Raw genomic sequence first — 19,512 nt, forward strand, 5'->3', positions numbered from 1 at the left:
GCAAAATACAGGATTCATGCTAAGCAGGAAAAATTTTGGCGCACTATCACCATATCTTTATCTTTTCCATCATCTTCTCTACCATCTTATAAGTTGCCGGGCAATACTGAATATTCTGCTGGTGCACATGCATATAATCAACCATTTTCTTTTTTGTAAGATGCGGAAAACCGGCACAATCTGCAGGCCTTACTTCATAAATAGAGCACATATTGGTTGAAAGGTCGAGGAATTGGCAGGGCTGGCTTATGTTCACCCAATCCTTATCTTTTTTTTCATGCTTAAGCCAGCGCTCCTTAAAATCTTTGGGCCGCATGTTTAAATGTTTTGAAATGCGGCGTATATCTTTTGAAGTAAATGTTGGCGTCATTTTTTTGCAGCAATTGGCGCAGGATAAACAGTCAACTTCCTGCCATACTTCTGTATTTATTTGTTCAGCAAGATCATCAAGCCCCTGCGGTTGTATTTTTTGTACCCGTTTTAAATAACGGACAAATTGGTTCTTATAAATACTTACTTTTTTTCTGAATGAATAAATATTAACCGGCTGCATTTTATTAAGCATTAAGCTTTGAATATTAAATATTTTTGCCAACGAATGTAAGCAGCTATCATTAATAGCAAACAGTAAAAAATAAATAGTGAAATAAAAGCCTCTGATTGTGCAATGTGGCAACCATACAAAAAATCTTATAAAGCATATCTTCAGCTTGAAAAATCTTTAAGCGATAATTCTGTTGAAGCTTACATGCACGACCTGGAAAAACTAACGCAATACCTGCAGGCAGAAAACAATATGAAAACGCCTGCCGATATAGCTTTAAAAGACTTGCAGCAGTTTATTCAGGGCATTGCGAAAATGGGTATTAACGCCACTTCCCAGGCAAGAATTATTTCTGGCATAAAAAGTTTTTTTAAATATTGCGTTATTGAAAATATTATTGCAAAAGACCCTTCTGTTTTGCTGGAAGCGCCAAAGCTAAAACGTGCACTCCCGGATGTATTAAGCTTTCAGGAAATTGAAAATATTATTGCTGCAATAGATATGAGCACGCCAGATGGCACGCGCAACAGGGCCATATTGGAAACAATGTACAGTTGCGGTTTACGCGTAAGTGAAACGGTAAATTTAAAGTTAAGCAGCCTTTATCTTGATATTGGTTTTGTACGCGTAATTGGCAAAGGCGATAAAGAACGCTTAATACCTGTTGGCAATGATGCAATAAAACATATTAAAATTTATAGAGAAAATATCCGTAACCACATTAAACCAAAGAAGGATTATGAAGACATTGTTTTTTTAAACAGGTTTGGCAGCAGCTTATCGCGGGTTATGATATTTTACATTATAAAAGACCTTGCAAAAAAGGCGGGCATTACAAAAATTATTTCACCGCATACATTCCGTCATTCATTTGCTACACACCTTGTGGAAGGAGGCGCCGATCTGCGTGCCGTGCAGGAAATGCTTGGGCATGAAAGTATTACCACAACAGAAATCTATACACATTTAGACAGGGATTATCTGAGGGCTACACTAAACCAGTTTCACCCGGCATTTAAGAAATAAACAAGCAAACTAATATCGCTGAAGCAAGAAAAATCGTCAATAGTCAATATACAATAATCCCCGCCTGACCAAATCAGTTGGGCAGGAATGTTTAATTGTAAGCCCTCTCAAATAATTATTGAATATTGAGCATTGAATATTGATTATTTCAGGAATAAGCAATATTGAAAAAGAATAACTATTTACCCTGTTTTATATAACCATTGTAAGAAATGCCTTGCTTATCGTTGCTGGTGGCCTGCAATAAAGCAGTTTTGTTATCAAACACCGTTAAATAAAATACCGTTCCTGAAAACCTGTCTTTTATTTTCATAGAAACTTCATAACGCCCCTTCTTACCTTCTTTAACAGTATACTCATAATCAGCAGAGGTGAAATTATAGCCTGCATCAGATGGGTTAACCGGGGCTGAATAAGCTGTTCCAACATAAGGAAGATAAACAACAAGTGAATCTCCTTTTACATCAAGTGAAAAGCTTGAAGTTAACTGCCTCGTCCTGCCGCGCAGCGGGTTCATTGTTTGAGGTATGAATGAGTAGCGTTTTGAATCAAGTAACGATTTTATAGCACTTGTTGAATCCTGTGCATATAATTCGCTGATAAAAATCACAGCAAATAATAATAATATGGTCTTTTTCATATCAAAAAATTTATGCGATGCTTTGACTACCCGCTTCTAAAACTGTTTACTTGCAGCTTTAGAAGTTTTTAAAATTAAACATTTCCTTAAAACCGTTTCTCAACAAACAGAAGGCGGATGACCATGCAGTTATCTTTAAACCCTTTGGTTCGGGAACTGCATGTTTGTTCAAAAGGCTTCAATCTTCTTACATTTACAAACAAGATATTATATATGAAGATTGCAACTTATAATGTAAATGGCGTTAACGGGCGGCTGCCTGTTTTATTAAGGTGGCTGCAAGAATCTATGCCCGATATTGTTTGCCTGCAGGAATTAAAAGCGCCGCAGGAAAAATTTCCGTTGCAGGATATAGAAAATGCAGGTTACAAAGCAATATGGCATGGACAAAAAAGCTGGAACGGCGTGGCCATTTTATCACGCGGCGAAGCGCCTCAGGAAATACGCCGCGTATTGCCCGGCGATCCCGAAGATTTGCATAGCCGTTACATAGAAGCTAAAGTAAACGGCTTAACCATTGGCTGTCTTTATTTGCCCAACGGCAATCCTGCGCCCGGTCCAAAGTTTGATTATAAACTGAGATGGTTTGAACGTTTAACCAAACATGCGGCAGAATTATACAGAAGCGGCGAACGGGTAATATTAACCGGTGATTATAATGTAATGCCAACTGAGCTTGATGTATATAAACCGGAGCGCTGGGTGGATGATGCTTTGTTCAGGCCGGAAACAAGGGCTGCATTTCATAAGCTGCTTGAACAGGGATGGACGGATGCTATCCGTAAATTATATCCAGGTGAAGTGATCTATACTTTCTGGGATTATTTCCGGAATGCTTATGGCCGTAATGCAGGCTTGCGCATAGATCATTTTTTATTAAGCGCAGATGTTGATAAAGATCTTGTTATCGCCGGCGTTGATAAGTTTGTTCGCGGCTGGGAGAAAACGAGTGATCATGCACCTGTTTGGATTGAACTAAAAGATGCATAGGTTTTGCACAAGGACTGCATAAGTTTATGCAGTATTCAAAATTTGTGGTGCAGGAATTGATTTAATACCTGTAAAAAATATGCCTTCATTATCTTATACAACATTGGTTACACTGCCAGATAACAGCACAGTTGAAGTACAGTATTACTGCATAGATAAAAAACTGGATAAAGAAGAAAGAAAAACTAAGACAGAACTTTTTATACAGTTGCACGATTGCATTTGTACAATTAAGATTGATAAGTCGGCTTGTAAAAATCCTGATGCCCTCGAAAGCATCGTGCAGCATAAAGTAATTAATACGAGAGGGCATTTGTGCTGATCATTGACCTGTTTTTCTGTGTAAAATTTATTAGTGATGTCAACTGTAAAACCGTTGCTGCCATTCAGCGGTGCAGCACAAGGGAGTGACACAAGGAACGATGCCATCCTTCATTTGCCGGTAACAAAAAATACATTTTATTTCGACTCCGCTCAATAGTAAAAGTCTTCGGCTCCGCTCAGGCTTTTACCATAATCAACCCGCCTGCTTAATAAAGATTATTTTAATACCTCCTATATAAACAAATAAGCGCCTTGCTTATCTTCGGCAAAGAATAAGCAAATATGAAATGCCCATGTAAAATTTAATACATAAGATAATTTTTATTGGGCATTGCACCTGGCTTCTAAAAAATAAAAAACAAGCAGATGAAATCCGATATTATACAGCGGTTACAACAGAATAATATTGATAAAATAAAATTTGCCGTAACAGATATTGACGGCGTGCTGCGTGGCAAGATCATTAACATCAACAAGTTTGTAAAAGCTATAGAAAACGGTGTTGGTTTTTGTAATGTTGTTTTTGGCTGGGATATGAATGATGTGTGCTATACCAATGGTGATGTAAGCGGCTGGCATACGGGTTATCCTGATGCATTTGCCACCATTGATTTGAATACTTACAGAACCATTCCCTGGCAAAACAATACTCCTTTTTTTCTTGCCGATTTCAGTCATGCACCCGAAGTGGCAGCGGCCTGTCCGCGCACTTTGTTAAAACATATAAATGGGCAATGTGAAGCACTTGGCTTCAAAGCTTTTTTTTCAAAAGAATTTGAATGGTTCAATTTTATAGAAACGCCGCAAACATTAAGCGATAAGCATTACGTAAACCCGCAGCCATTAACGCCCGGCATGTTTGGCTATTCATTGTTGCGCACTTCGCAGCATGATGCTTTCTACTATGATTTATTCAATCTTTTAAATGCATTTGATGTGCCGCTGGAAGGCCTGCATACAGAAACCGGCAACGGCGTATATGAAGCCAGCATTGACTATACGGATATACTGGAAGCGGCAGACCGCGCTGTATTATTTAAAACAGCGGTAAAAGAAATTGCATACAAACATGGTTTAATGGCTACGTTCATGGCAAAATGGAATAGTGCATTGCCTGGCTGCAGCGGTCACATTCATCAGCATCTTGAAGATGAAAATGGCAATAATATTTTTAAAGATGAAAAAGATGCCAATGGCTTAAGCGAAATAATGAAGCAATATATTGCCGGCCAGTTATATTGTCTTCCGTTCATCATGCCCATGTATGCGCCAACTATAAACAGTTATAAACGTTATGTGGAAGGTGCATGGGCTGCAACAAGCGTAAGCTGGGGCATAGAAAACAGAACAACCGCTTTGCGTGTTATCAATCATATTCCGGCTGCTACGCGGCTGGAAACAAGGGTGCCCGGCGCGGACGCCAATCCATATTTATCTATGGCGGCAAGCCTTGCTTCGGGGTTATATGGTATAAAACATAAACTCAGCCTCAATCTTGAGCCGGTCAGGGGCAGTGCTTATGATATTAAATCTTTACAACGGTTACCGGCAACTTTGCAGGAGGCAATCCTTATTATGAAAAACTCAAACATTGCAGCAAGCTTGTTTGGCGAAGCATTTACGGATCATTTCATCCGCACCCGCGAATGGGAATGCCGCCAGTTTGAGAAGCAGGTTACTGATTGGGAATTGAAACGTTATTTTGAAATTATATAAAAAAAGGTTTTGGTTACCGGCAAATGAACTGGTATGAAGCACGGTTGTGTCACTCCCTTGTACTGCATATCTTTATTCATCCGCGGTTTCAAATTCAAAATCTACATCATTTTAAAAAGTATAGGGATTAATATATAATTCATGTTCAACATAAATGAGAATATGCTGCAGTTTATAGATTTTACGGCCATTGTAAAAGAAGCCTGGGAAGCTTACGATGATACAAGAAAAATTATAAGCATTGTTGATATAAGCGCTAAAGTTTCAACCAACCATGTTTACCGGGTTAAGTTTGAAGATGAAAGTTTCATTATCGCGAAGCTTTCCTATTACGGCAAGTTTGAGCACTTTGAACAGGACCATAAGATTATTGATGTAATGAGCAACAATATGCCTGCACCTTTTGAAAACGTGCTGGCACGTTCACTCATGAAAGGCAATAAACTTTTTATTCACCGCTATAAAACAGATGTTATTGATGCGTGGGTTATATTTTATCGGCCCATTCAAATAAAAAAAAGGTCGCCAAGAAGATTGAATGAAGAGCAGATAGAAAAGTTTGCAGAACAGTTAGCACTGTTTCATAAAGCATGCTTCAACATTCGCAAAACGCTGCCCACATCATCCAAATCGTTCAAAACAGATATTCATGCCTTGCTGCAATATCTTGAAACAGATGACGGGCGCTACGAACACCGCATGCATGAAAATGTTATTCGCGAACAATGCAATTTATTATTGCAGGAATTTGAAGTGTTCCGCCATTCGGGCATTGAGCGCATGCCGGTTTTTGTAGACTGGAACATTGGTAATTTTTCCATTGCATCCACCACTTCATTCAAGCTTTTTTCCCGCTGGGATTACGACTGGTTCCGCATGTCAACCCGCATGATGGATTTTTATTTTCTCAGCCGCGTTGTTTCAAATGTTGGCGACCGCACTGCATTCAGTTATTACATCGGGCCTTTAATGGAAGACAGGTTTATACGTTTTCTCAAAGCCTATCATGCCGTATATCCTTTAACAGGAAATGAAATTGTATTCCTGAAAGAAGTGTATCGATTTTTTATTTTGAATTATGTTGTGAAAGATGGCCGTTATTTCTTTCATGAAATGTTTGCCAACAAGCTGCAGCGTGAAGCTTTTGAAATATATCTTCCTTCCATTGAGAAAGAATTCGATGCAGATAAATTATTAAAAGCGCTTAATTTGTAAGCATGCAGATACAATCATTCCTTTCAATTGCAGAACAATTTAAAGTAGTGTTTCTCGATTCGTATGGCGTATTAAAAAATTACAATGGCTTAATTCATGGCGTGCGCCACACGATTGATTTTTTGCGCAGCAGGGATATTATTATCCGCGTGTTAACCAATGATGCTTCACGCAGCCAGTTGCAGCAGGCTGAAAGCTTTCACAGGCTTGGATTGCACGATATACAGGAACATGAAATTATTACTTCGGGAATGATGGCGAAGCAGTTTCTTGAACAAAAAATAACGAATGGCAAAATAGCATACCTGGGCACCGAAAATTCTGCTCATTACATTTTGCAATCCGGCCTTGAACATATACCGTTACGTGATATTGATTTGAGAAATTTAGATGATATAAGTGCACTGGTTTTTTTAGATGATGAGGGCTTTGACTGGAATACGGATATTACCAAAACTGTAAACCTGTTGCGCCATAAAAACCTGCCTGTAATTGTTGCCAACTCCGATAAGTTTTATCCTGTTTCAAAAAATGAGGTAGCAGTTGGCACAGGCGGCATAGCCAAGCTCATTGAAAATATGCTCGACAGAAAATTTATCCATTTTGGCAAACCCGATTCCCAAATGTTTATTTATGCCTATGATGAATTGAATTCAACAGGTAATTATAACAGGAGTGAGATATTAATGGTGGGCGATACTTTGCAGGCTGATATACTTGGCGGTAATAAATTTGGTGTAAAAACAACGCTGGTGCTTTCGGGCAACACGAGCAGGGAAGATGCTCCGCTGCAAATACGATCTTCAGGCATTATTCCAGATTACATCTGTGAATCTATATTAACGTAAGCTTGAAAGGCTGATTAATCTTCCCAAACCGTTAAGCCTTCACTGCAGTTGGCGCAGATATCAATGTTCTTACGGCTTTTCATTAGCTCGCTGCGAAATTGTTTGTAGTTATCGTTGTGCCAAACTTCTTTAAACGACTGCGTACTTAAATTGCCTAAACGGTGCATGGCATCTTTATCAAAACAACAAGGCACAACCATACCATCCCATGTTATTACATTGGCGTGGTGCAGTTTCCAGCAATGGTTTTTCATGCCGCTTTTGCTTTGCATAACACCATTTTTATCCTTGCGGTAACGGCTGTATTTATCAATAGTCGGAATAAGATTATGCGGGTCGTTTTCATAATCATATATCTGTGCTGTTTTAAAACGCACCTGGTCCACACCAATTTCTTTGGCAAGACGTTTTATATCTTCTATCTGGTGCTCGTTTGGTTTTACCACCAAAAACTGGAAGAAAACAAACGGTGTTTTGCTGTTGAGTTCTTTTTTCCATTTCACAATATTCCGTGCGCCTGCCAATACTTTTTCAAGATTACCGCCAACACGGTATTGTTTATACACATCCTGCGTGGTGCCGTCAATGGAAATAATCAAACGGTCGAGGCCGCTTTCAACTGTACGTTTGGCTTTTTCGTCGGTAAGGAAATGCGCATTGGTTGAGGTGGCCGTATAAATACCTTTATCGTGCGCATATTTTACCATGTCAAGAAAGTCCGGGTTCAAAAAAGGTTCGCCCTGGAAATAGAAAATAAGGTATAAAAGCTCTTTATGAATTTCATCAATAGTCTGCCTGAAAAAATCTTTTTTCAGCATGCCGGTTGGCCTTGTAAAAGCGCGTAAACCACTCGGGCATTCAGGGCAACGCAGGTTGCAGGAAGTAGTGGGCTCAAAGGAAATAGAAATTGGGTAACCCCATTGTACGGGCCTTTTCAACAGTTTGCTCAACTGGTAGCTCGAAACCACTTTAGCAGCATTAAAAACGCGGCGAAAGGTTAGTTTCGAAAAAAGGTTTTTGGTATCGTTCCAGTTAAAATATGCCATAAAAAGAATGTAAAAGTACAACATGCGGCATTAATGAAATGTTTATAAAGTCAGCGGCATGTCATAATTAGGAACGTACGGGGGCAGGCTTACATGCGGCCGGCCCGCGCAGCGGCCTGGCCACAGAACGAAAGAACGCATGATTTCAAGTCATCAGGTTGGGTCCCCGATTCCGATGGAATTGCAGCTTCCTGTTTAAACAACGGTTTTTTTGCTGCCATGAAAACATGCAGTACAAGTGTTGCGACGCAAGGAAGATGCCACCTGTTCTGTTGCTGGTCACCAAAAAATCATATTTCTTCTTTTAGTAAATCAGCATCCGAAAAATTATTATTGTTATTTCCTTTTTTACGAAAGATAAAATACAGTATAATAAAAACCGTTAATACGCTAATGCCTGTTACAGCATATTCGGGATTAGTTATGGCGATAACGGTACCTACAAATATATAAGCAAGTATAAAGATAACAGGCAGCACGGGGTACAGTCGCATTTTATAAATGCCGGTGTTATCAAGATGTTTGGTGCGTTTGCGCAAAATGAAAATAGCACCGGCTGAAGTGGCCATACCAATGCTGTCTAAAAATATGGTGAAGCTGAGTATTTGCTCGAACCTGTCTGCAAAAAATAAAACAATAACGCAGATGCCGGCAAACACGCTGAGGCTTACCGTAAGCACATCTTTCTTTTCTTCTTTCTTTTTAAAAGCTTTTGGTAAAATGCCATCCATGCTCATAGCATACATTACACGCGGGTTGCTGAGCAATAAAACATTTACATACGCCAGCACGGCAAGAAATAATAATATGGAAATTGTATAGCCACCCGCAGCGCCAAACATTTTTTCTGCAACAATAGCCGCAATGCTTTTTGTAGATTTTAATTCTTCAAAACCGATGATCTTATAATAAGAGTAATTTACACAGAGATATAATGTGATGATTGTAATAATTCCCATGACAATACCACGTGGCAAATTCTTTTGCGGGTTATGCACTTCTTCCCCAAAATTGATGGTTTGCTGATAGCCGCCATAAGTAAATGAGACGGCTTTTAAAGCAACCCCAAAAAGCAAAATATTATTGGTTGAAACGGCAGTGGTTGCTGAAGCAATACTTTCTGTGTTTACATGGTATAACTGCGGAAAGAAAAGTGCGGCAATTAAAACGAGTATCAAACACAGCTTAATGATCATAAGAACATTCTGTGTGTTTGAGCTCATGCGCAACCCCATGAGATTAACGCCATAAAATATTACAATAGCCGCAATGGCCAGCATGGCTTCATTAAATGCTGTGGGGCTTTCAAAAATAAGGGGGGCAATATATTCACTGCCAATAAGCGCAACACCGGAAAGCGATGCAGCATTTGATATAAGAATAATGCAATTAATGCCAAAGGCAAGCGAAGGATGATAACAAACGGCAAATATTTTATAATAGCCTCCGGTTACCGGATAACGGGAACCAATTTCCGCATAAGTAAGCGCTCCGCATATCGCAATTAAACCGCCTAATATCCAAACGCCAAAATACATTGCGGGAGATGTGGACGCAGCAGCGGCATCTTTTGCTGTTCTAAAAATACCCATGCCTACTACGAGGCCAATAGCAATTATTGTAATATCGAACAGTGAAAGCTTCTGCTTATCCTTCATGCAGGTAAATGTAAATAAAACTGGCTGCAAAAGCTTTACAAGCTAAAACAAGTTTACACGTTGAAGGGGTCATACTACATAGCCAAACATGTTGTCATCCTTTTTCAGCTCTGTATAATTAATATTGAATTTCTTAAGGTTTGATAACAGCGCCTTGTAATCTTCTTTTCTTTTTAATTCTATGCCAACCAATGCCGGGCCGGTTTCTTTGTTATGCTTCTGCATATATTCAAAACGGGTGATATCATCATCAGGGCCAAGCACATTATTAACGAATTCCTTTAAAGCTCCGGGGCGTTGTGCAAAGCGAATAAGAAAATAATGTTTTAAGCCTTCATACTGCAGTGACCGTTCTTTTATTTCATTCATGCGGTCAATATCATTATTACCGCCGCTAACCACGCAAACAACGTTTTTGCCTTTTATTTCACTGGCATAATCGCTTAATGCACTCACCGTTAAAGCGCCGGCAGGTTCGGCAACAATGGCATCCTGCGTATATAATTGTAAAATGGTTGAACAAACTTTTCCTTCAGGTGAAAGGTGCAGGTCATCCAACACTTCTTTACAAATTTTATAGCTAAGATCACCTGAACGCTTTACCGCGGCTCCATCAACAAAAGTATCTATAGTTGTTAATGTAACGGGATGACCTTCGCGAAAGGCTTTGTACATGGAAGGAGAGCCTTCTGGTTCAACACCAATAACTTTTGTTTTGGGCGAATAGGTTTTAAAATAAGTGCCAACGCCCGAAGCAAGGCCACCGCCGCCCACAGGTACAAACAAATAATCAATGCCAGCTTCGCCTGAAGGAGCGCTATCTATTTGTTCCAGTATTTCCATTCCCACAGTTGCCTGGCCTTCCATTACACGCGGGTCATCAAAGGGATGAACAAAGGTCATATTATTGGCTTTCGTAAATTCCTTGGCCGCTGCTGCACATTCATCATAATTATCGCCCACCAGTTTTATTTCAATATTGTCTTCGCCAAACATTTTTGTTTGATTGATCTTTTGATTGGGCGTAATCACAGGCATGAATACAACGCCATGCACATTGAGTTTTTTACAACTATAAGCGAAGCCTTGCGCATGATTGCCCGCGCTTGCACACACTACGCCATTTGCAAGCTGTTCCGCCGGCAAGCTTTTCATCATGTTATAAGCGCCGCGCAGTTTGTAAGAACGCACTACCTGCAAATCTTCCCGCTTTAAATAAACATTGCATTTATATTTTTTAGAAAGATTACGGTTGTATTGCAATGGCGTTTTTATGGCCACATTTTTTAATCGCAGGGCAGCCGCCTGAAAGTCAAAGGCGGGCTTTGTATCGGTTATTGTGCTCATTTAATTCATAAATTTTTTTATAAAAGTTGCAGGGTCATAAACAGGCAATTGTGGCTTTGCAGCTTTGATGAATTTTTTATCTCTTGATAAAACGCAGTCAACTTTATGATGGAGTGCTGTATAATATTGAAGCGCATCTTCTATATCAATAAATCCAGATTGTATTGCATCTTTTACAAGATCATGGTTTGCTTCAATTATTTTTACATTAACCAATAAACTCAGAAGAATTTCTTTTGCAATTTGAAGCTTAACAGACTTAATTAAAAAGTGAGCGCATGTATGAATAATTGAAGTTGTTGAATAACACCTGAACTCACCCTCGATAATTTTTCTATAAATTGACTTAAGATCTTCCAAATCATCTGACCGTTGCAGAGAAAGGTCAAGAATTATATTGGAGTCAAGCATAATTCTAAAAGCCATACTTCTTTGCCCTTTCTTTATAATATTCTTCTTTAAAATCAAAATCCTTCGGATAAATTTCTTTTGGCTTAGGCAATTCATCCAAAACATCTAATAAAGATTTCTGTTTTGGCTTCTTTACAATAGTTTCAAAGTATTCTTCTACCAAATTAGAAATACTTTCATTATTCCTGTCGGCATACAGCTTTACATTCTTAAGCAAATCTTCATCAATGGTTAAATTCAATCTCGTTTTCATAAATGTAAAAATACGCATAAAATAAATTTATGCGTATTTACAAGTTAATTATAACAATTACACATTCTGATTTTCCGGCCTTAAGCTTCTAACCGTTTTACCAGCCTGCCACATTTCGCTTTCGCGTAATTCCTTTAATTCTTCATTTAATTTTTCGCGGTAATCCGGTTGTGAATTGCTGTCTATTGAACGCTGGCTTTCTTTACCTGTTGCTACACTTTCATATAACTCTTTAAATACGGGCGCTGTTGCATCACGGAATTTTTTCCACCAGTCCAATGCACCGCGTTGTGCTGTAGTTGAACAGTTGGCATACATCCAGTCCATACCATTTTCCGCAACCAGTGGCATTAACGATTGCGTTAATTCTTCAACGGTTTCATTGAATGCTTCAGAAGGTGAATGGCCTTTGTCACGTAACACCTGGTATTGCGCAGCAAATATGCCTTGTATGGCGCCCATTAATGTACCGCGTTCACCGGTAAGGTCGCTGAATACCTCTTTCCTGAAATCTGTTTCAAACAAATAACCGCTGCCTACAGCAATGCCCAGAGCAATTACACGGTCTTTTGCTTTACCTGTGGCGTCCTGGTAAATAGCATAAGAACTGTTTAAACCACGGCCCTGTAAAAACATTCTTCTTAACGATGTGCCTGAACCCTTTGGCGCTACTAAAAACACATCCACATCAGCCGGAGGAATGATGCCTGTTTGTTCATTAAAAGTTATACCAAAACCATGAGAGAAATATAATGCTTTGCCCGCCGTTAAATGTTTTTTTACAGTTGGCCATAATTCAATTTGTGCGGCATCGCTCAGCAGGTAACAAATAATGGTACCTTTTTCCAATGCTTCTTCAATTTCAAATAAAGTTTCGCCGGGCACAAAACCATCGGCAACTGCTTTATCCCATGTTTTGGAATTTTTGCGCTGGCCAACAATTACGTTAATGCCATTATCACGCTGGTTTAATGCCTGGCCCGGGCCTTGCACACCGTAGCCTATTACTGCAACAGTTTCATTTTTTAAAATTTCCTGTGCTTTACTAAGCGGAAATTCTTCACGTGTTACTACGTTTTCTTCTACTCCGCCAAAATTTAGTTTTGCCATTTAATTTGAGAATTTGATGATTTGAGAATTTGAAATTGTTTTTCTGTTTATTACTGATTGATCGCGCCGCAAGTTGCTGCTTTTATTTTACTGTTCAGCATTAAGCGCTGAACAGCATTGCTGCAGTACAAGGGAGTGACACAACGGAAGCTTAATTTATATTCTATAGCCGGTAACATAATTTCTTCTTAATTAACTTCAGTTAATTCCAAAATTGAACTTTGCAATGAACCGCGTAAATACCAGTTTAACCCTTCGTTCATTAAAAATTCACCGCTGAATGTTTTGCCGCTTTGCCTGAAAGCAGGGCGATTGTCATCTTCCAGGTTTATTTCTTTTACCACATATTGTTTAGCCGCATCAAGGCCATTCATTTTTATATTTTGAAACTGGTCGCCCATTTTTGTGTACATGTTGTAAGCAAAAACCACTGCTTTTTGTTTAGTGCTGTCAACAAACATTAGCGATGCAGCACTGTTATTATACGGTGCGATTAAACGATATAAACTACCATAGTTAATTACGCTTTGCAAACGCTTATAGTTATCAACTGCTGTTTTGCAGAATGTAATTTCCTTATCGCTCAGGTCATTCACTTTTATGTCAAAGCCGAGCTTGCCCTGCATGGCAACATCAATTTTATATTTCAAACTTTGCTTTCCCCAGTTGGTAACATGTGCGCATATTGTAGCTGCCGGGAAAAAGTAAGTGTAACCCCATTGCATAAAAATTCTTTCAACAGCATCGGTATTATCACTTGCCCAAAATTCATTGAAATATTTCAATGCGCCATATTCTGCACGGCCACCGCCACCCGAACATAACATCATTTCAAGCTTTGGAAATTCTTTACGCACCCGCTGCAAAACATTATACAAGCCGTTTGCATAATCAACATATAATGCCTGCTGATTTGCGCCGAGGTACTGGCTGTAGGCATTCGTCATCGGGCGGTTACAATCCCATTTTATGTACGCAATACCGGGGTTTTCCGTAAGTAAATTATGCAGCACCCCATATACAAAATCCTGCACTTTAGGATTGGTAAGATCGAGTACCAACTGGTTGCGCGAAAGGTCTTCAGGCCGGTTGGGTAATTTTAAAATCCAGTCAGGATGTTGCTCATATAAATCGCTTTTCGGGTTTACCATTTCAGGTTCAATCCATATACCAAAATGAATGCCTTTCGCTTCTGCATTTTTCACTAAGTACCCAATACCATCAGGCAATATTTTTTTATTCGCCTGCCAGTCGCCAAGGCCTGCTGTATCTGCATGGCGGGGATGGTTGTTACCAAACCATCCGTCATCCAATAAGAATAAATCAACGCCAATTTTTTTTGCACCATCAAACAAGTTTACTAAAGTGTCTTGTGTAAAATTGAAATAAGTTGCCTCCCAGTTGTTGAGTAAAGTTTGCCTGGTTTGATAGCCATTCCAAACACCATATTTCAAAGCCCATGCATGTAAATTACGGCTGGCCTGTCCCCTACCATTTGATGTATAAGTAAAGATGAAATGCGGTGTATTAAATGTTTCTTTTGGCTTTAATAAATAGTTGGAGGCATAAGCATTAATGCCCGGAATAATTTTTAAAGAACCGCCGCTGCGCCCGTATTGAATATTCTCGAATTGCAGGTTGAAATTTCCGCTCCATGCCAGCGAGCCGGCAAACACATCGCCCTCATTTTCCTGTGCAGGTTCACCCGGGGAAAGCATGAATGAAGGCAACTCAGAATTAGTTGCCCTTGTACCTAATTTAGATTGGATATTAAAGATACCACCGGGCAGTTTTGTTTCTTCAAACTGCATTTCGCTGGCCCAGTCGCCATAAAAATGTGTGAGGTAAAAGTTATTATCATTCAAACTAATGAATGAAGATGCATAACGCATTAAAGTTACCGGCACTTTTTCTTCGTGATGAATGCTTGTCCATTCTTCAATTATATTCTCCTTATTATAAGCCGCAAAATTGAGCGTTACATAAAAAGGATAAACCGGGTCTTTTAAATTGATATGTGTGATGGTAACATCATCATTTGGTTTTTCTATTGAATGATCCACATAATTCAATTGCAAGGAAATATTGCCATCAGCATGCTGCACCTGCATGGCAGGTTCATTATTATAATTGATGCCCGCTGTTGGAAAAGCAGGTGTTCTTGCCATATTAAAAGATGAATAAGCCGAAGTATCGGAAAAACGATTACCAAAATAGAGCTGTTGCAATTGTTTATTATTATTTACACGTAATGCAAGGGAAGTGCTTTGTGTCTGGATGACGATGTTTTGTGCATTTCCGGTTATAGCAAACAAAGCAAGAAAACAAGAAAACAATATATTGGAAAGCAGCTTATTCATTGGTTTTGGTATGAAGTTTTTGATTAAATGAGATTTTGTTATTGAACGGATCGTTCACCGTAAAAGCCAGTGCGCCGTAAAATGTTTCTTCAAGGCCCGGCCTGTTGTATTTATATTTTTTACCGATGAGTTCCTCATGATATGCTTTCACACCCTCGCACCATATAAACACATGCGTTCCGGGCGTTCCATCGCCATGATGTTCACTTAAATGAAGTGTAATATTGTCTTTTGTAACTTCCATATACACCGGCGTATTTTCTTCAAAATGATGCTCCCATTCAACTTTAAATCCAAGCCAGTCCACATAAAATTCAATGGCTTTGTTGTAATCAAAAATGCGCAGCACGGGAATTACTTTAGCCGTCCCCAGGGCTCCATCCCCTAAAGGGAAGCATTGCACAGTATTTAAAAAATCAATCCTCATTTATTTTGTATGCGAGTGGCCAGTAACTCACAACTGGCCATTCAACACTCACTTTATACAACCAGTTTTCTTTGCGCCAAAGCATAACCATAATGCAATGACTCGTGCGCCAGTATGGCTGTAAGAATTTCTTCAATTGTATTCATTTCATACTTATACGTTGCCGTTGCATAAGGTGTAATTTTTTCAAATACGCCCTGCTTTACATCTGCTTCAATGGTATTAATTGTAGAAAGAAGCAATTGCTTTAATGCATCAATCTCTTCCTGCGGTATAAAACTTTCCGGCTTTGAACCTTTCTGATATTTTGCTGCAAAACGTATTTCAATATCAGGTTTTACATTAGGGCGCACATAACACAAAGCCTGTGTGCTTACAACAATATGCCCAAAATTCCAGGCGATATTATTATTAAATCCTTCCGGAATTTTATTAAGTTGTTCAATAGTTAAGCCATTAACCAATTCTAAAAAAAGCTCCCTGTTTCTTTTGATATATTTAAATACGTTATCGGGCATATATTATTAAATTTTTTTTGGATTAACACAGGTACATAAAATTGCGAAGCCTGAAGGCTTCGCAATTAAATTACATTACATGCTAAAAACTTTATCCTGCTGGTTTAAAAATTCATTCTCTACTAATTCTTCTGCCGGTTGCTCGCTTTCAAATTCTTTTAGTTTTGCATGAAAGCCTTTGCTGTCTTTAATAATAGCAATACGGGCAGTACGCACAAATTCAATCAGGCTATACTGTTCCAGCGCTTTTATCAGGCCTTCAATTTCTTCGCGGTGACCGCTCGTTTCAAATACAGTATAATCCTGGCGTATTGCTACAACACGGGCGCCTCTCTCACGCAGCAACCTTTCTACTTTTGCTTTTTCTGCAATTACATCGGTAGGTACTTTATACAAAGCCATTTCCTGCCATATAATTTCATCGTTTGTATTGTAATAGGCTTTTAATACTTCCACCTGTTTTTCAATCTGGCGGCAAAGTTTGCGCACTACATCTTCCGTTTCATTAATTACAATAGTAAAACGGTGTACGGTATCAACTTCCGTGGGTGACGTGTTTAAACTATCAATATTAATTTTTCTCCTGGTGAAGATGATAGCAATCCTGTTCAGTAAACCAATCTGGTTTTCTGTATAAACTGTTATGGTGAATTCCTGTTTCATTTTTAAAAATTCAAAAGTTAAAAGCCAAAACTCAAAGACGTATCTTTTTTTACTTTTTAATTTTGGCTTCTGAATTAAAATTATTTCAATCTTATCTCTGCTACGCTGCAACCCTGTGGCACCATAGGAAATACATTATTCTCTTTTCCAACCATTACTTCAAGCAGATAAGAACCTTTATGATCGAGCATTTGCTGTAAGGCAGCTTTTAAATCTTTCCTGCTATTGATTGATTTACCTTCAATGCCATAACCTTTTGCAATGGTTACAAAATCGGGGCTTTGAATGTCAACGAAAGAATATCTTTTTGCATTGAAGAGTTCCTGCCACTGGCGCACCATGCCTAAGAAATTATTATTGAGTATAAGAATCTTTACGGCTGCACCATACTGCATAATAGTTCCCATTTCCTGCAACGTCATTTGAAAACCGCCATCGCCAATAATAGCAACAACTTCTCTTTCAGGCGCACCATATTTTGCCCCGATAGCTGCCGGCAGACCAAAACCCATTGTGCCCAAACCGCCGGATGTTACATTGCTTTTTGACTGATTAAATTTTGCATAACGGCAGCCCACCATCTGGTGCTGGCCAACGTCGGTTACGATAACCGCATTGCCGCCCGTTAATTCATTCAATACATCAACCACTTCTGCCATACTCATTTCTTCACCGGAAGGGTGCATTTCTTTTTCAATAACAATTTCTTCTTCCTGCTTTGTATGTTCTCTAAATTTCTGAAGCCATTCTTTATGTTCCTTCCTGTCAACCAGTTCCGTTAACAAGGGCAGTGTTTCTTTACAATCGCCCCAAACCGGAACGGTTGCTTTTACATTCTTATCAATTTCTGCAGGATCAATATCCAGGTGAATAATCTTTGCCTGTTTTGCATATTTATCCAGGCGGCCGGTAACGCGGTCGTCGAAACGCATGCCTATTGCAATGAGTACATCACATTCATTAGTTAACACATTCGGGCCATAGTTGCCATGCATGCCCAGCATACCAACGTTTAAAGGATGATCAGTTGGCAAAGCACTCAAACCAAGTATCGTCCATGCAGATGGAATACCTGCTTTTTCAATGAAAGCTTTAAATTCATTTTCAGCCTGGCCAAGAATTATACCTTGCCCAAAAAGCACGAATGGCTTTTTTGCTTCATTAATGAGTTTTGCTGCTTCTTCAATATATTCTTTGCGAACAATTGGCTTTGGGCGATAGCTGCGTATGTGATCGCATTTTTTATACCCTGCAAAATCAAATTTTTGCACCTGCGCATTCTTGGTAATATCAATAAGTACCGGCCCCGGCCTTCCACTGGACGCGATGTAAAAAGCCTTTGCCAGCGCTGAAGGAATTTCGTTTGCATCGGTAACCTGGTAATTCCATTTGGTAATGGGCGTCGTAATATTTATTACATCTGTTTCCTGGAAAGCATCGGTGCCAAGCAGGTGTGCAAACACCTGGCCTGTAATGCAAACAACAGGCGTAGAATCAATCTGTGCATCGGCAAGACCGGTTACAAGATTTGTGGCGCCGGGGCCGCTGGTTGCAAATACAACACCTGTTTTACCGCTGGTGCGTGCAAAGCCCTGCGCCGCATGAATGGCGCCCTGTTCGTGGCGCACGAGTATGTGCTTTAATGTTTCGTCGTGATCAAACAGCGCATCGTAAATAGGCATGATAGCGCCGCCCGGATAACCAAAAATGGTTTCCACACCTTCTGCAATCAATGCTCTCATTACCGCCTCGCTTCCGCTAATATTCTCAACTTTTGATGCAGTGGTTTCTTCTTTTATTAATTCAAGTGTTTCCATAAAAACATTTTTTATTGTGAACCCAGCCAGTGGGTTTTATTGTGAGATATATTTCAAAATTTAATACTGCTGTTACCTGTAATAGCCCAGCAAATCTGTTGAGCCAACATTTGCAAATCCTGATTGCCGCAACATAGTCACCAGTTGACCGCGGTGGTATGTTGCATGATTGACGACATGTGCAAACAACTGGTAAAAAGGCATTGAATAAGCAGTGCCGTTCAATCTTTTAAAATCAAGGTTTTTAGTAAGTTCCATTTCATTAAAATTTTCAACAAATAATTTGAAAGCTTCTGATGTTTTCTTCCAAAGTGCTATATGTTCTTCTTTTGTGCCTTTATATGTTGACTGCAACCATTTCACCGGTTCTTTCCTAAACCTTTGCAGCCATGTATTTTCTGCGCTGATGATATGTAAAACCGTTTCCTGTATGCTGTTAAAACTGCTGGTGATTGATTGATTCCATTGTTCATCAGAAATATTTTCAAGCCAGCCACAAACCATATTATTTGCCCATAAATTGTATTCAGCTAATTCTATAAAATATTGTTTCGTCATTGTTTATTTTACAAGTCAGAGACGTGGTGCATAATCCTGCG

At 39.2% G+C, this 19,512-nt stretch carries 21 protein-coding genes; 7 read left to right on the forward strand and 14 right to left on the reverse strand.

Going from position 1 to position 19,512, the window contains the following annotated elements; translation table 11 throughout:
* Window positions 1-46 precede the first annotated feature (46 nt).
* Entirely contained in the window at window positions 47-565 is a 519-nt protein-coding gene (locus BM015_RS06880; RefSeq protein WP_218148447.1) for a YkgJ family cysteine cluster protein, read from the reverse strand.
* Window positions 566-667: 102 nt separating this feature from the next.
* On the opposite strand from BM015_RS06880, the gene xerD reads away from it, so the two are divergent.
* Window positions 668-1,570 carry a site-specific tyrosine recombinase XerD gene (gene xerD, locus BM015_RS06885; RefSeq protein ID WP_090656552.1) on the forward strand — a complete coding sequence of 301 codons (903 nt, stop codon included), beginning with the start codon at window positions 668-670 and terminating at the stop codon, window positions 1,568-1,570.
* Window positions 1,571-1,748: 178 nt separating this feature from the next.
* Here xerD and BM015_RS06890 read toward each other — a convergent pair whose 3' ends face one another.
* Window positions 1,749-2,210, reverse strand: a complete 462-nt coding sequence (locus BM015_RS06890; protein WP_090656556.1) for a DUF4251 domain-containing protein — start codon at window positions 2,208-2,210, stop codon at window positions 1,749-1,751.
* 213 nt (window positions 2,211-2,423) lie between these two features.
* Between BM015_RS06890 and xth the strand changes: the two genes are divergently transcribed.
* The 6 genes from xth (at window position 2,424) to BM015_RS06915 (ending at window position 7,303) form a co-directional block, all read left to right on the forward strand.
* Entirely contained in the window at window positions 2,424-3,200 is a 777-nt protein-coding gene (xth, locus tag BM015_RS06895) for an exodeoxyribonuclease III (RefSeq protein WP_090657084.1), read from the forward strand.
* Window positions 3,201-3,279: 79 nt separating this feature from the next.
* The gene (locus tag BM015_RS06900; protein ID WP_090656559.1) at window positions 3,280-3,522 is read left to right on the forward strand and encodes a hypothetical protein; all 243 of its coding nucleotides are present in this window, start codon (window positions 3,280-3,282) and stop codon (window positions 3,520-3,522) included.
* Window positions 3,523-3,558: 36 nt separating this feature from the next.
* Entirely contained in the window at window positions 3,559-3,681 is a 123-nt protein-coding gene (locus BM015_RS21965; protein WP_262497240.1) for a hypothetical protein, read from the forward strand.
* A gap of 209 nt (window positions 3,682-3,890) precedes the next feature.
* Window positions 3,891-5,240 carry a glutamine synthetase family protein gene (locus tag BM015_RS06905; RefSeq protein WP_090656562.1) on the forward strand — a complete coding sequence of 450 codons (1,350 nt, stop codon included), beginning with the start codon at window positions 3,891-3,893 and terminating at the stop codon, window positions 5,238-5,240.
* Between the two features lie 141 nt (window positions 5,241-5,381).
* Window positions 5,382-6,455, forward strand: coding sequence for an aminoglycoside phosphotransferase/kinase family protein (locus BM015_RS06910; protein WP_218148448.1), 1,074 nt, complete (start codon window positions 5,382-5,384; stop codon window positions 6,453-6,455).
* A 2-nt stretch (window positions 6,456-6,457) separates the two neighbouring features.
* On the forward strand, window positions 6,458-7,303 hold the full coding sequence (locus tag BM015_RS06915; protein ID WP_090656565.1) for an HAD-IIA family hydrolase: 846 nt from the start codon (window positions 6,458-6,460) through the stop codon (window positions 7,301-7,303).
* A 14-nt stretch (window positions 7,304-7,317) separates the two neighbouring features.
* Here the strand turns inward: BM015_RS06915 and BM015_RS06920 are convergent, their stop codons facing one another.
* The 12 genes from BM015_RS06920 to BM015_RS06975 form a co-directional block, all read right to left on the reverse strand.
* Window positions 7,318-8,349: a radical SAM/SPASM domain-containing protein gene (locus BM015_RS06920; RefSeq protein ID WP_090656569.1), complete on the reverse strand. Its 1,032-nt coding sequence runs from the start codon at window positions 8,347-8,349 to the stop codon at window positions 7,318-7,320.
* A gap of 290 nt (window positions 8,350-8,639) precedes the next feature.
* Complete coding sequence (locus BM015_RS06925) at window positions 8,640-10,007, reverse strand: APC family permease (RefSeq protein ID WP_090656572.1); 1,368 nt, start codon at window positions 10,005-10,007, stop codon at window positions 8,640-8,642.
* A 69-nt stretch (window positions 10,008-10,076) separates the two neighbouring features.
* Window positions 10,077-11,354 (reverse strand): threonine ammonia-lyase IlvA, encoded by a 1,278-nt coding sequence (ilvA, locus tag BM015_RS06930; RefSeq protein WP_090656578.1) that lies wholly within the window; start codon window positions 11,352-11,354, stop codon window positions 10,077-10,079.
* Window positions 11,355-11,822: a type II toxin-antitoxin system VapC family toxin gene (locus BM015_RS06935; protein ID WP_177191837.1), complete on the reverse strand. Its 468-nt coding sequence runs from the start codon at window positions 11,820-11,822 to the stop codon at window positions 11,355-11,357. It abuts the gene before it with no gap.
* The gene (locus tag BM015_RS06940; RefSeq protein ID WP_218148449.1) at window positions 11,770-12,036 is read right to left on the reverse strand and encodes a DUF6364 family protein; all 267 of its coding nucleotides are present in this window, start codon (window positions 12,034-12,036) and stop codon (window positions 11,770-11,772) included. Before BM015_RS06940 ends, BM015_RS06935 begins: the two co-directional genes overlap by 53 nt.
* Window positions 12,037-12,075: 39 nt before the next feature.
* Window positions 12,076-13,128 carry a ketol-acid reductoisomerase gene (gene ilvC / locus BM015_RS06945; protein ID WP_090656584.1) on the reverse strand — a complete coding sequence of 351 codons (1,053 nt, stop codon included), beginning with the start codon at window positions 13,126-13,128 and terminating at the stop codon, window positions 12,076-12,078.
* 188 nt (window positions 13,129-13,316) lie between these two features.
* A complete protein-coding gene (locus tag BM015_RS06950) occupies window positions 13,317-15,488 on the reverse strand; it encodes an alpha-galactosidase (protein WP_090656588.1) in 2,172 nt (723 codons plus the stop codon).
* The gene (locus BM015_RS06955; RefSeq protein ID WP_143075773.1) at window positions 15,481-15,915 is read right to left on the reverse strand and encodes a glyoxalase superfamily protein; all 435 of its coding nucleotides are present in this window, start codon (window positions 15,913-15,915) and stop codon (window positions 15,481-15,483) included. The genes BM015_RS06950 and BM015_RS06955 overlap by 8 nt, the downstream gene beginning before the upstream one ends.
* A 53-nt stretch (window positions 15,916-15,968) precedes the next feature.
* Window positions 15,969-16,433 (reverse strand): DinB family protein, encoded by a 465-nt coding sequence (locus BM015_RS06960; protein WP_090656591.1) that lies wholly within the window; start codon window positions 16,431-16,433, stop codon window positions 15,969-15,971.
* A gap of 75 nt (window positions 16,434-16,508) precedes the next feature.
* Window positions 16,509-17,096: an acetolactate synthase small subunit gene (gene ilvN / locus BM015_RS06965; protein ID WP_090657094.1), complete on the reverse strand. Its 588-nt coding sequence runs from the start codon at window positions 17,094-17,096 to the stop codon at window positions 16,509-16,511.
* An 80-nt stretch (window positions 17,097-17,176) separates the two neighbouring features.
* Window positions 17,177-18,913, reverse strand: coding sequence for a biosynthetic-type acetolactate synthase large subunit (gene ilvB / locus BM015_RS06970; RefSeq protein WP_090656595.1), 1,737 nt, complete (start codon window positions 18,911-18,913; stop codon window positions 17,177-17,179).
* 72 nt (window positions 18,914-18,985) lie between these two features.
* On the reverse strand, window positions 18,986-19,471 hold the full coding sequence (locus BM015_RS06975; RefSeq protein ID WP_090656598.1) for a DinB family protein: 486 nt from the start codon (window positions 19,469-19,471) through the stop codon (window positions 18,986-18,988).
* Between the last annotated feature and the right edge of the window lie 41 nt (window positions 19,472-19,512).

This window comes from Parafilimonas terrae, assembly GCF_900115755.1.
GTDB classification, from domain to species: domain Bacteria; phylum Bacteroidota; class Bacteroidia; order Chitinophagales; family Chitinophagaceae; genus Parafilimonas; species Parafilimonas terrae.